A 12,886-nucleotide genomic window follows, 5' to 3' on the forward strand; every position below is an offset into this window, starting at 1 on the left:
CGTCGCGCGGGTGGGCAGCGCCCCGGGCTGCCCCCTGGGCTCCGGGTGGGGGGGGCCCGGGCCGGCCCCCGGGCCGCGCGGCGCGGCGTGCCCGGTCAGGCGCCGACCGGGCGGCGCGTCGTGCGGCGGGCGTAGCGCGGCTCCCAGACCAGCCGGCAGATCGCCCGCACCGGCGGCGGCAGCATGCCGCGGATGGCGCGGGCCGCGGGCTGGGGGCGGGCGTCGACCAGCCACGGGAAGAACTCGGCGGCGCCGGAGAGGCCCATCGCCTTGCGCTGCGCGTCGCTGAAGACCTTCCAGTCGGCCAGGGGCAGCCGCTGCTCGACGAGGGGCAGCGCCTCGCGTTCCTCGTGCTCCAGGTGGCCGCCGAGTACGGTGGCCAACTCGTCGAAGAGACCGGGGAGTTCCCCGGTGTCCGCGAGGTGGCCGTACAGGCGCGCCTCGATGGCGTCCAGGACCGGGTTGAGTCGCTGGTGCTCCTCCTCCATGGCGTCGAGCATGAGGGCGGCGCCGGGCAGGTCCCGGACGAGGGGGCGCAGCGGCGGCCACAGGTATTCGTCCTCGAAGCGGTGGTGGATGTCGAGGAAGCGCCGGAAGACCTGCCAGCCTTCCAGGGAGATGGTGCCGCGTCCGCTTCCGGCGGCCCGGCGCAGGCGCTCGGCGTCACGCCGGAAGGCTTCGTGTGCGGCGTGCATGAGGGTGAGGTCGGGGGTTGTGGTGCCGGTCGTTCCGGTCGTCATGTCGGTGTCCTGTCCAGGCCCGGTGCGGCTGCCCCCGGTGCGCCCGGTGCGCCCGGTGCGCCAGGTGCGTCCGGTGCCGGAGGTCCGCCGCCCAATGTATGGAACATGTTGTTCCAAAAGTTGAGTATCCCCAGCATGGCCGCTCCCGGCCTTTCGGTGCAAGATGTTCCAGAGTTTTGGTTGTGGGCGGCATCGGCCGGCCGTCCGGTTCTCCATCCGCGCTTGCCCGAGCGTTGAGCACGGGGCGCGAGGGTGGGCGCCGGGGCCGGCCAGGTCGCGCCGGCCGGCCCCGCCCGTCTTCGGAACTCAAGGAGTCGCCGTGGTCGTCTTCGTCGAACAACTCTCCCTCACCGGCACGGAACCCGAGTTCCGGCGGATCCACCAGCGGATCGCCGAGTTCATGGCGGACCGCCCGGGCTTCGTCCGCTGGCTGCTCGTGCGCTCCACCAAGGACCCGGGGGTGTTCTTCAACATCGCCGAGTGGGACGCCGAGGAGTCGTTCCGCGCGGCCGTCGCCCAGCCGGAGTTCATGGTCCGGCTGCGCCCGCTGTTCGCCGTGGTCGCGCAGGACCACTCGCACATGAACGACGTGGTGTTCAGCGGGTTCCCGGCGCCGGAGGGCACCACCCCGGCGGCCCCCGGGGGTGCCCGGTGAAGTTCGGCATCAGCTTCTTCCCGACGGTCGGACCGGCGGACAAGGACGCGTACCGGCACTACGCCGAGTGCCTGGCGCTGGTCGAGCTGGCCGAGGAACTGGGCTACGACCACGTCAAGGCCGTCGAGCACTACTTCTTCAAGTACGGCGGATACAGCCCGGACCCGGTCACGTTCCTCGCCGCCGCGGCCGCACGCACGTCCCGGATCCGGCTGGTCACCGGCGCGGTCCTGCCTGCCTTCACCCACCCGATCAAGCTCGCCGCGAAGCTCGCGATGCTGGACAACATCTCCGGCGGCCGGCTCGACGCCGGGTTCGGACGTGCCTTCCTGCCCGACGAGTTCGCGTGGTTCGAGGTCCCGATCGACGAAAGCCGGTCCCGGTTCGACGAGGGCGTCGAGGCGTGCCGGCGGCTGTGGGCCGAGGAAGACGTCGAGTGGCAGGGCACCTACCACCGGTTCGGCCCGGTCACGCTGCTGCCCCGGCCGTTCCGGCAGCCGCATCCGCCGATCCTCGTCGCGGCGGCGCTCACGCCGTCCTCCTGCGAGTCCGCCGGGCGCAACGGGTACGGGCTGATGCTCGTCCCGGCCATCAACCCGCGCGAGAAGGTGCAGGACATGCTCGGGCTGTACCGCAAGGCCTGGGCGGACGCGGGGCACGAGCCCGGCGCGGACGTCGTGCACCTGTCGTACAACGCCTACCTGGCCGAAGACGCCGACGAGGCGTTCGCCGGCGGCGACGCCTGCTCGCTGCGGATGAACCACGCGATGCGCGACGCGGTCGCCGCCTGGGGGCGCACCCGCAGCGACAACTACGTGGGCTACGAGAACATCGTCAAGAAGATCGCCCAGCACGACTTCGCCGGTGCCCTGGCCGACAACCGGCTGCTGGTCGGCACCCCGGAGCAGGTCACCGGCCAACTGCGGGCCATCCGCGACTGGTTCGGCGACGTCACGATCAGCCTCCAGATCATCACCGGCAACCCGTCCTACGAGGACGCGGTGCGCACCGTGCGCCTGTTCGGCGAGCAGGTCGCCCCGCACTTCGCCGACTGACCGCACGCACCGAGGGCCATGGGCGCCACCACGCTGTGGCGGCCCATGGCCCCGTCATTTCACGTCGGCCGCAGGCGTCCCTCTCCCGCACCACCCGGGTGCGCGCGGCCTGCCGCGGCGGCGCATGTCAGCCGCTGCGCACCGCGAGGTCCAGGGTGAGACCGGGGTCGTGCCCGGGCGGGGCGTCGATCGTCGGGTCGCAGGACAGGACGGCCTGGTGGAGACGGCGCATCCGGGGTGACGGGGTGAGGCCCAGCTCGACGTCGAGGGTCGTCCGCAGCCGCTGGAACGACTCCAGCGCCTGCGCCTGCCGGCCGGACCGGTACAGGGCGAGCATCAGTTGGGCGTGGTAGTTCTCGTTCGTGAGGTGCGTGGCGGCCAGTTCGGCCAGCTCGCCGACGATCTGGTGGTGGCGCCCCAAGCGCAGGTCGGCTTCGATGCGCTGCTCCAGGACGGCGGTTCGGCGCTCCGCCAGTCCGATGAGGTGGGCCCGCATCAGGGGGCCTGCTTTGACGTCGGCCAAGGCCTCCCCGCACCACAGGGCGAGGGCGTCCCCGAAGCAGGCCGAGGCCGTGAGGTCGTCGCCGCGCGCCAGTGCCGCGCGCCCGTCCGCGACCAGGGCCTCGTAGACGTGACGGTCCAACTGTCCCGACCCGACGACCAGTTGGTAGCCATTGTCATGGGTTCGCAGTATGGTGCGTGCGTGCCGGAGCGAACCGATCTCCGGGCACAACGCCAAGGCTCGGCGCAGCTGCAGTACGTAGGTCTGGAGGGTCGACAGCGCGCTGTCGGGCGGCTGAAGGTCCCACAGTTCCTCGATGCAGGACTTGGTGGACGTGACATGGTTGGCGTTCAGTAACAGGAATGCCAGGAGCTGGCGTTGCTTCGGTGCGCTCGGTACGTACGAGCGGCCTGCCGCGGTCATGCGCAGCGGGCCGAGAATTCCGAATTCCATGGCTGGATTGCCTCTCCCTACCGCCGGGATGATTCCGCGGCGGGTGTCGGTCGGTCGTCCGTGAACCATCCCGACCGCGCCTACGGGGACGGCAGGCCCAGGTGTTCCCCCGTCATGCCCAACTCCAATATGTGATGAATGGCCTAGACGCCTCGGGCTGTTCCGGCGGTGGCGGGAAGGCCGCGAAGGGTCGCCTGCGGGCCCCGCCACACGGACGAAGTTAGGCATAGCAACGGGTGGAGTTCCAGGCGCCGACGGTAAATTCTGTGTTGCCTTCGGGTGCGGCTCCTTCTGTCGCTCCACTTTGAGACAAGATCGCGGACGGCGTCCCATGTGGTGGGCGTATACCCGTCGCTGATCCTTCCGTCGCAGGTCAGAGGCTATGGAGCGGCGCGGTCGAGGAGTTTTCCGGCCGGTTGGAAACGCCGTTAACTCTGGTACATCACGCCCCGAATCTTGAACTTGCGGAACTGGATGTTCCTAAGTTGGGGGCCTCGGAGGTCGTTCGGGACCGCTCCGCCGGGCACTCGTGCGGCTTGCGGTCCGCACTCCAGCACGGCTCCAGCCGGGGGGCCCAACGTGAAACGCACATCGACCCGTCAGGCCCTGCGGCAGCACCGCAGCAAGACCGCAGCAAGACCGCAGCAAGCGCACCGCCCTCGCGGTGACACGGAAAGGCAGCGCTGTGACACGGACTTCACCCGCCGACGGCGGCCGGCCCCGCCGGGTGGTGATCACCGGAATCGGAGTGGTCGCCCCCGGAGGCCTGGGCACCAAGGCATTCTGGGAACTCGTCTCCTCCGGCCGCACCGCCACCCGCCGCATCTCCCTGTTCGACGCGTCCTCCTACCGCTCCCGGGTCGCCGGCGAAGCCGACTTCGACCCGGTCGCGGAAGGACTGACGCAGCAGCAGATCCGGCGCACCGACCGGGCCGGCCAGTTCGCGATCGTCGCCGCCCGCGAAGCCCTCGCCGACAGCGGCGTCGACCCGCACGACGCCGACCCCGCCCGCACGGGCGTGACGATCGGAACCGCGGTCGGCAGCACCATGAGCCTGGAACGCGAGTACGCGGCCATCAGCGACGCCGGGCGCCTGTGGAACGTCGACCACGTCTACGGGATGCCGCACTTCTACGACTGGTTCACCCCCGGCTCCCTCGCCCGCGAGGTCGCCCACACCGCCGCCGCCGAAGGCCCCGCGGCCGTCGTCTCCTCGGGCTGCACGTCCGGGCTGGACGCCGTCGGGCACGCCGCCGAGCTGATCCGCGACGGCTCGGCCGACGTCATGGTCGCGGGCGCCACCGACGCCCCGATCTCCCCGATCGCGGTGGCCTGTTTCGACGCCATCAAGGCCACCACACCCCGCAACGACGACCCCGAGCACGCGTCGCGGCCGTTCGACCGCACCCGCAACGGCTTCGTCCTCGGCGAAGGCAGCGCGGTGTTCGTGCTGGAGGAACTCGGCAGGGCCCGCGCCCGCGGCGCGCACATCTACGCCGAGATCGCCGGCTTCGCCACCCGCTGCAACGCCTTCCACATGACGGGCCTGCGGCCGGACGGACGCGAGATGGCCGAGGCCATCCGCGTCGCCCTCGACGAGGCCCGGCTGGCCGGCACCGCGGTCGACTACATCAACGCCCACGGATCCAGCACCAAGCAGAACGACCGGCACGAGACCGCCGCCTTCAAGCACGCCCTCGGCGCCCACGCCTACGCGACGCCCGTCAGTTCCATCAAATCCATGATCGGCCACTCGCTCGGCGCCATCGGCTCGATCGAGATCGCCGCCTCCGTCCTCGCGATGGAACACGGCCTGGTCCCGCCGACGGCGAACCTGCACGAGCCCGACCCCGAGTGCGACCTGGACTACGTGCCGCTGGTCGCCCGCGAGCAGCGCACCGACACCGTGCTCACCGTCGGCAGCGGCTTCGGCGGCTTCCAGAGCGCCATGGTCCTGGCCCGTCCGGACCGGGCCGGCGCGGAGGCCGCCGCATGACCGCCGCCGGACCCGCCACCCGCACCGCGCCTGCCGCGCCCGGCACCGGCCACGACTCGGCGGCGGTCACCGCCGCCCCGTCGGGCCGGCCGCACAGCGGCCGGACCGTCGTCACCGGTATCGGCATCGCCGCGCCGAACGGCCTCGGCACCGAGGCGTACTGGCACGCCCTGCTCCGCGGACGGAACGGCATCGACCGCATCCGCCGCTTCGACCCCGCGCAGTACCCGGTCACGCTGTTCGGCGAGGTGCCGGACTTCACCGCGAAGGACCACCTGCCCAGCCGCCTCCTCCCGCAGACCGACCACATGACGCAGCTCGCGCTCACCGCCGCGGAGTGGGCGCTCGAGGACGCCGGCGTCACGCCCGGATCGCTGCCCACGTTCGACATGGGCGTCGTCACGGCCAACGCCTACGGCGGCTTCGAGTTCAGCCAGCGCGAGCTGGAGAAACTGTGGAGCCGCGGCGGCAACCACGTCAGCGCCTACCAGTCGTTCGCGTGGTTCTACGCGGTCAACTCCGGCCAGGTCTCGATCCGGCACGGGATGCGCGGCCCCGGCGGCGTGATCGTGAGCGAGCAGTCCGGCGGCCTGGACGCGGTGGCCCAGTCGCGCCGCCAGGTCCGCAAGGGCATGCCGCTCCTGCTCAGCGGCGGCATCGACGGCGCCCTGTGCCCGTTCGGCTGGGCCGCGTACCTGACCAACTCCCAACTGAGCACCGCCACCGACCCGGAGCGGGCCTATCTGCCGTTCGACGCGGCCGCCTCCGGCTGGATCCCCGGCGAAGGCGGCGCGCTGCTCGTCGTCGAGGACGAGGCCGGCGCCCGTGCCCGCGGCGCCGCCCGCCCGTACGGCGAAATCCGCGGGTACGCCGCGGGCTTCGACCCGGCGCCGGACAGCGGACGGCCGCCCGTGCTGCGGCGTGTGATCGAACAGGCGCTCGCCGACGCGGGGCTCGCCCCCGCCGACATCGACGTGGTGTTCGCGGACGCGGCGGCCGTCCCCGAGCTGGACCGGATCGAAGCCGCGGCGATCACCGCCGTCTTCGGGGTCCGCGGTGTCCCCGTCACGGTGCCCAAGACCATGACCGGCCGCCTGGCCGCGGGCGGGTCGGCACTCGACCTCGCCACCGCCCTGCTCACCCTGCGGCACGGCGTCATCCCGCCGACCGTGCACGTCGCGACACCCGCACCCGGCTGCGAAGACCTCGACCTGGTGCTCGGCGAACCCCGGCCGGGCACGCCGCGCACCGCGCTGGTGATCGCGCGCGGATACGGCGGATTTACCTCGGCGATGGCCGTGTCCGCACCGCGCGACGCCGCCTGACCCCGGATTCCCGAACCACGAACGCACGCACGCACGAAGGAGAACCCCCCATGGCTCAGCTCACCCTTCCCGTCCTCACCGAGATGCTGCGCAAAGCCGCCGGCGAAGCCGAGGGCGACGCGCCCGACCTGAGCGGCGACATCATCGACGTGACGTTCGTCGACCTGGGCTACGACTCGCTCGCGCTCCTCGAACTCCTGGGCATGGTCGAGCGCGAGTTCTCGATCGCGCTGTCCGACGACACGATCCAGGACGCCGAGACCCCGCGCATGTTCATGGACCTGGTCAACTCCGCGACGACCGCGGCCGCCTAGGAGATCGCGATGACGTCCGTAATCCCGCCGGACACGAGGACCCTCGACGCCCGCTCGGCCCCCGCGGCCTCCGCGGCCCTCGACGAGCCCGGGCCCGCCGCCTCGGGCGCGGAGCTGTGGGCCGTCTGCCCCGCGTGCCGGTTCCCGGTGCACCGCGGACGCCGGGCCGCCAACCTCGACGTGTGCCCCGAATGCGGGGACCACGCGCGGCTCGGCGCACCCGAGCGGATCCGCCAGCTCATGGACCCCGACTACACCCTGCTCGACTTCCCGGTGCGGCACGCCGACCCGCTCGGGTTCACCGACTCGCTGCCCTACCCCGAGCGGCTGCGCCGGGCCCGCCGTGAAACCGGCCTCGACGAAGCCGTCCTCTGCGCGCAGGGCACCATCGGCGGCCACCCGGTCGTCGTCGCCGCGATGGACTTCCGCTTCATGGGCGGCAGCCTCGGCGGCGCCGTCGGCGAACTGATCACCCTGGCCGCCGAACGCGCGCTGCGCGACCGCACTCCGCTGCTGATCGTGACCGCCTCCGGCGGCGCGCGCATGCAGGAAGGCGCGATCGCGCTGATGCAGATGGCCAAGACCGCCGAGGTGCTCGGGCGGCTCGACGAGGCCGGCATCCTGACCCTCTCGCTGGTGACCGACCCGACCTTCGGCGGAGTCGCGGCATCCTTCGCCACCCTGGCCGACGTCATCGTCGTCGAGTCCGGGGCACGGCTGGGCTTCGCCGGCCCCCGCGTCATCGCGCAGACGATCCGCCAGACCCTCCCGGAGGGCTTCCAGACCGCCGAGTTCCTGCTGGCGAACGGCATGGTCGACCTCGTGCGCCGACGCGGGGAACTGCGCACCGTCCTCGCCCGGCTGCTGGCGGCGGGCTCCCCGCCGAGGGCCGCCGCCCACCGCCCGGGAGAGCCGTCCGCCGCGGACGCGACCGACCCGCGCATCCGCGAGCCGGAACGCCTGACCCCGCGCGACCCGTGGCACACCGTCCGCGCCGCCCGCGACCTCGGACGCCCCACGACACTCGACCATCTCGGCCGCCTCGTCGAGGACTTCGAGGAGCTGCGCGGCGACCGCCTGACCGGGGACTGCCCCGCCATCGTGGGCGGACCGGCGCTGTTCGAGGGACGGCCGGTCATGGTCGTCGGCCACCAGAAAGGCCACACTCTGGCCGAACTCGCCGACCGCAACTACGGGATGGCGAATCCCGCCGGATACCGCAAGGCCGCAAGACTCATGCGCCTTGCCGCCAAACTGCGGATGCCGGTGCTCACGTTCGTCGACACTCCGGGTGCCTACCCGGGCGTGGCGGCGGAGGAACGGGGGCAGTCCGTCGCGATCGCCGAGAACCTGCGCCTGATGGCCGGGCTTCCGGTGCCCGTGATCACCGTCGTCACCGGCGAGGGCGGCAGCGGCGGCGCACTCGCGCTGGCCGTCGCCGACCGGGTGATGATCCTCGAGGACGCGGTGTACTCCGTCATCAGCCCCGAGGGCTGCGCCGCGATCCTGTGGCAGGACCCGGCGGCCGCCCGGACCGCCGCCGAGGCCCTGCGCCTGGACGCCGCGAACCTGCTGCGCCACGGCATCGTCGACGCGGTGGTGCCGGTCCCGCCGGGCGGCGCGCAAGCCGACCACGCCGAGGTGGCCCGGAACCTGCGGGGCGCCCTCGCGGCGGCGCTCCGCGAACTGGCCGCCGCGGACCCGGCCGGGCTGCCGGAATCGCGCCGCGAGCGGTTCCGCCGCTTCGGGCGCCCGGACGCCGGATGCGACGCGAACGCCCGCGCCGTGCCGGTGCGCGCGACCGTCCTCGGAGGTGTGTCGTGACCGTTGCCGCCGCCATCGGCGGGGAAGCCCCGCCGGACGGCCCTCTCGGCGAGCCCCTTGCCGATCCCGTGGCCGATCCCCTTGCCGAGCCCCTGGGCGAGCCGCTCGCCGGCCCGTCGGCCGGGACCGGCCCCCACGTCCCCGCGGGGGAGCTGACCGTCCTCATGGAGGCGGTGCGGGACAGCGCGGCGCGGCTGCTGTCCGGGTTGGCCCATCCGCCGACCGCGCTGCGGCTCCGCGTCGGCGCCGTCGAAATGGCGCTGGAATGGCAGCCCGGGAGCCCGGTGGCCGCGCCCGCCTCCGTCGCCGCGGTCGACACCGCCGCGGCAGGCGTCCTCGCCGGTGCCACGCCCGCCGCCGCGGTCGGTGCGCCCTCCGGGTCGGCGGGGGCGGCCGTGCCGCTCACCCCGTCCGCCCGGATCGACGCGCCGACCGTCGGCGTCTTCTACCACGCCCCGGAGCCCGGTGCGGCGCCGTTCGTGCGGGTGGGCGACGTGGTCGCGCCGGGCCGCCAGGTCGGCATCGTCGAGGTGATGAAGCTGATGATCCCGGTGGAAGCGGACCGGGCCGGGCGGATCACCGGCGTGCTGGTCGGCAACGGCGACCAGGTCGAGTACGGGGACCCGCTGTTCTCCCTCGAACCGGTCGCCTCGGACGGGCGGTGACGGCGCCGTGTTCACGACCGTCCTGATCGCCAACCGGGGCGAGATCGCCGTACGGGTCGCCCGCGCCTGCAAGGAAATGGACATGCGGGTGGTCGCGGTGCACTCGACCGACGACCGCGACTCGGCGGTCCTGCGCCTCGCCGACGAGGTCGTGCAGATCGGCCCCGCCGCCGCCCGCCGCAGCTACCTCAACATCCCCGCCGTCGTCGAGGCGGCGCTGCGGACCGGTGCCGACGCCGTGCACCCCGGGTACGGCTTCCTGTCCGAGAACCCGGACCTCGCCGAGGCGTGCGCGGCGCACGGCATCACGTTCGTCGGCCCGCCGCCCGAGGTCATCGCCCGCCTGGGCGACAAGACCGCCGCCCGCGCGCTGATGGCCGAGGCCGGCCTGCCGCTCCTCCCAGGCAGCCTGCACGCGCTCGACACGGCCGAGGAAGCCCAGGCCGTGGTGGACGCCATCGGCTGCCCGGTCATCGTCAAGGCCGCGGCCGGCGGCGGCGGCCGCGGCATGACGGTGGTGACGCGCCCCGAGGACTTCGTGCGCGCCTACCACGAGACGCGGGCCCGTGCGCAGACGCTGTTCGGCGACGGCCGCGTGTACGTCGAGCGCTATCTGGAGTCGGCGCGGCACGTGGAGGTGCAGGTCCTCTGCGACACCCACGGCAACGCGATCCACCTGGGGGAGCGGGACTGCTCGGTGCAGCGGCGGCACCAGAAGCTCATCGAGGAGTCCCCCGCCCCCGGGCTGCCCGACGGCCTCGCCGCCCGCATGGGCGAGGCCGCGGTGCGTGGCGCCCGCGCGGCCGGATACGTGGGCGCGGGCACGTTCGAGTTCCTGGTCGCGCCCGACGGCACGTTCGTGTTCATGGAGGTGAACTGCCGTATCCAGGTGGAGCATCCGGTGACCGAGATGGTGACCGGGGTCGACCTGGTCCGCGAGCAGTTCCTGGTGGCGGCGGGGCGCCCGCTGACGCTCCGCCAGGAGGACGTGGTCTGCTCGGGCGCCGCGATCGAGTGCCGGATCAACGCGGAGGACGCCGCCCGCGGCTTCGCGCCGGCGCCCGGCGTGCTCGACGAATTCGTGCCCCCCGGCGGTCCGTTCGTCCGGGTCGACACGCACGGATACACCGGCTACCGCATCCCCGCCTCCTACGACTCGCTGCTCGCCAAGCTCGTCGTGTGGGCCCCCGACCGCGGTCAGGCGGTGGCCCGCATGCGGCGCGCCCTCGACGAGTTCCGTATCGCCGGGCCGGGGGTGCGTACGACGAGCGGCTTTCTGCGCACCGTGATCGAGCATCCGCTGTTCCTGCGCGCCAAGCACGACACCTCGCTGGTGTCCCACGTCCTGCCGGAGCCCGCAGCCCCCTCGCCGACCCCTTCCGCAAACGGAGACGCCTCATGACCGCACCCGTTTCCCCGCAGTCCGGCCAGTCCGGCCAGACCGGCCCGTCCGACCAGCCTGGCCCGTCCGGTCGGTGCGCCCTGGTCACCGGCGCCACCAGCGGCATCGGCCTCGCCGTCGCCCGCACGCTGGGGGCCCTGGGCATGCGGGTCTTCATCACCGCGCGCACCGCCGACCACGTCGCCGAAACCGTCAAGGAGTTGGCCGACGCGGGCATCGACGCCGACGGCATCGCCGCGGACGTGCGCTCGCGCGAGGACGTCGCACGGCTGGTCGCGGCCGCCGTGGAGCGCTTCGGCCCGATCGGCGTGCTGGTGAACAACGCCGGCCGCAGCGGCGGCGGTCCGACCCACGAGATCCCCGATGAGGTCTGGTACGACGTCATCGACACCAACCTCAACAGCGTCTTCCTGCTGACCCGCGAGGTGCTGGCGCGGGGCGGGATGCGGGACCTGCCCTCCGGCCGGATCGTCAACATCGCGTCGACGGGCGGCAAGCAGGGCGTCGTGCTGGGTGCGCCGTACTCCGCGTCGAAGCACGGCGTCGTCGGGTTCACCAAGGCGCTCGGCCTGGAGCTGGCGAAGTCCGGGATCACCGTGAACGCGGTCTGCCCCGGCTACGTCGAGACGCCGATGGCCGCCCACGTCCGCGACAACTACGCCGCCATCTGGAACACGACGCCCGAGGACGTCCTGGAGCGCTTCAACGCCAAGATCCCGCTCGGCCGGTACACGGACCCGGAGGAAGTCGCGGCACTCGTCGGCTACCTGGCCGGTCCGATCGCGGCCTCGATCACCGCGCAGGCCCTCAACGTCTGCGGCGGCCTCGGCAACTACTGAGTCCGTCCCACCCGATGTCCGCCGACTCAAGGAAGGCACCGATGCCATGACCCGGACCATTCCCCAGCCCGCGGCCGACCGCGGAACCCGTTCCGGCGCCGCGCGGCACCGCATCGCCGTCGCCGCGCCCGCCCGCACCGTGTACGGCATCGTCGCCGACGTCGCGACGTGGCCGCGGATCTTTCCGCCGACCGTGCACGCCGAACGGGTGGAAGGCGACGGCCGCACGGAACGGATACGGCTGTGGGCCACCGCCGGTGACACCGTCAAGACGTGGACGTCCCGGCGCGAACTCGACGACGAGGCGATGACCGCGGCGTTCCGCCAGGAAATCCCGCAGTCGCCGGTGGCCGCGATGAGCGGCACCTGGACGGTCACCCCGACCGGCGACACCAGCTGCGAGGTGGTCTTGGACCACGAGTTCACCGCGGACAGCGATGCGCCCGAAGCGCTGGCGTGGATCGAGCAGGCGGTGGACCGCAACAGCACCGCCGAGCTGGAGGCGCTCCGGTCGACCGCGGAGGCCCCCGGCGCGTTGGACGAACTGCTGCTGACGTTCGAGGACGCGGTGTCCGTCGACGGGCCGCTCGCGGACGTCTACGACTTCGTGTGGCAGGCGCACGCGTGGCCGCAGCGGCTGCCGCACGTGTCGCGCGTGGACCTGGGCACGCCCGGACCCGACCTCCAGGTGCTGGAGATGGACACCAAGGCCAAGGACGGCTCGCGGCACACGACGAAGTCCATCCGGGTGGGGTTCGCACCGGGGCGCATCGTCTACAAGCAGCTCCGGGTGCCCGCGATGCTCACGGCGCACACGGGGGAGTGGGTGCTCACGGAAGCCGGCGATGGGGTCCGTGCGGTCTCGCGGCACACGATCGTGGTGCGGCGCGACGCGATTGCGGACGTGCTCGGCCCCGACGCGACGGTCGACGACGCGCTCGCGTACGCGCGTGCGGCGCTCGGCACCAACAGCCTGATCACCCTGCGCCACGCGAAGGAGTACGCGGAACACCACCGCCCGTCGGCCACGGGCTGACGGGCGGTTCCCGCGGGCCGCTGCTCTCCCCGCATACCGTGCTCCTCCTGTTCTCCCCGCTGCGCCGCGCGGCCGTCGGC

12 protein-coding genes are annotated in these 12,886 nt (G+C 73.0%); 10 read left to right on the top strand and 2 right to left on the bottom strand.

The features are described 5' to 3' along the window. Window positions 1-95: 95 nt before the first annotated feature. On the bottom strand, window positions 96-740 hold the full coding sequence (locus ACPA54_RS35640) for a hemerythrin domain-containing protein (protein ID WP_423536196.1): 645 nt from the start codon (window positions 738-740) through the stop codon (window positions 96-98). Window positions 741-1,059: 319 nt separating this feature from the next. Here ACPA54_RS35640 and ACPA54_RS35645 point away from each other — a divergent pair, with 319 nt between their 5' ends. Further along, window positions 1,060-1,395, top strand: coding sequence for an antibiotic biosynthesis monooxygenase family protein (locus ACPA54_RS35645; RefSeq protein ID WP_423536198.1), 336 nt, complete (start codon window positions 1,060-1,062; stop codon window positions 1,393-1,395). Then, window positions 1,392-2,450 carry an LLM class flavin-dependent oxidoreductase gene (locus ACPA54_RS35650; protein WP_423536200.1) on the top strand — a complete coding sequence of 353 codons (1,059 nt, stop codon included), beginning with the start codon at window positions 1,392-1,394 and terminating at the stop codon, window positions 2,448-2,450. The genes ACPA54_RS35645 and ACPA54_RS35650 overlap by 4 nt, the downstream gene beginning before the upstream one ends. A 127-nt stretch (window positions 2,451-2,577) precedes the next feature. Here ACPA54_RS35650 and ACPA54_RS35655 read toward each other — a convergent pair whose 3' ends face one another. Then, complete coding sequence (locus ACPA54_RS35655) at window positions 2,578-3,405, bottom strand: AfsR/SARP family transcriptional regulator (protein ID WP_423536202.1); 828 nt, start codon at window positions 3,403-3,405, stop codon at window positions 2,578-2,580. A gap of 685 nt (window positions 3,406-4,090) precedes the next feature. Between ACPA54_RS35655 and ACPA54_RS35660 the strand changes: the two genes are divergently transcribed. The 8 genes from ACPA54_RS35660 to ACPA54_RS35695 are packed head-to-tail and all read left to right on the top strand — an operon-like array spanning window position 4,091 to window position 12,806. Next, complete coding sequence (locus ACPA54_RS35660; protein ID WP_423536204.1) at window positions 4,091-5,401, top strand: beta-ketoacyl-[acyl-carrier-protein] synthase family protein; 1,311 nt, start codon at window positions 4,091-4,093, stop codon at window positions 5,399-5,401. Next, window positions 5,398-6,726, top strand: coding sequence for a ketosynthase chain-length factor (locus ACPA54_RS35665; protein WP_423536206.1), 1,329 nt, complete (start codon window positions 5,398-5,400; stop codon window positions 6,724-6,726). Before ACPA54_RS35660 ends, ACPA54_RS35665 begins: the two co-directional genes overlap by 4 nt. Window positions 6,727-6,776: 50 nt before the next feature. Then, the gene (locus ACPA54_RS35670) at window positions 6,777-7,040 is read left to right on the top strand and encodes an acyl carrier protein (RefSeq protein WP_423536207.1); all 264 of its coding nucleotides are present in this window, start codon (window positions 6,777-6,779) and stop codon (window positions 7,038-7,040) included. Window positions 7,041-7,049: 9 nt separating this feature from the next. Then, window positions 7,050-8,864, top strand: coding sequence for an acetyl-CoA carboxylase carboxyl transferase subunit alpha (accA, locus tag ACPA54_RS35675; protein WP_423536209.1), 1,815 nt, complete (start codon window positions 7,050-7,052; stop codon window positions 8,862-8,864). Further along, a complete protein-coding gene (locus ACPA54_RS35680) occupies window positions 8,861-9,529 on the top strand; it encodes an acetyl-CoA carboxylase biotin carboxyl carrier protein (protein ID WP_423536211.1) in 669 nt (222 codons plus the stop codon). Before accA ends, ACPA54_RS35680 begins: the two co-directional genes overlap by 4 nt. Window positions 9,530-9,536: 7 nt before the next feature. Further along, complete coding sequence (locus tag ACPA54_RS35685) at window positions 9,537-10,931, top strand: acetyl-CoA carboxylase biotin carboxylase subunit (RefSeq protein WP_423536213.1); 1,395 nt, start codon at window positions 9,537-9,539, stop codon at window positions 10,929-10,931. After that, window positions 10,928-11,770, top strand: a complete 843-nt coding sequence (locus tag ACPA54_RS35690; RefSeq protein WP_423536215.1) for an SDR family NAD(P)-dependent oxidoreductase — start codon at window positions 10,928-10,930, stop codon at window positions 11,768-11,770. Before ACPA54_RS35685 ends, ACPA54_RS35690 begins: the two co-directional genes overlap by 4 nt. Window positions 11,771-11,816: 46 nt before the next feature. Continuing rightward, window positions 11,817-12,806: an aromatase/cyclase gene (locus ACPA54_RS35695; RefSeq protein WP_423536217.1), complete on the top strand. Its 990-nt coding sequence runs from the start codon at window positions 11,817-11,819 to the stop codon at window positions 12,804-12,806. The last annotated feature ends 80 nt before the right edge of the window (window positions 12,807-12,886 follow it).

The sequence above is a fragment of the Uniformispora flossi genome, from assembly GCF_049534875.1.
Taxonomy (GTDB): Bacteria; Actinomycetota; Actinomycetes; order Streptomycetales; family Streptomycetaceae; genus Yinghuangia; species Yinghuangia aomiensis.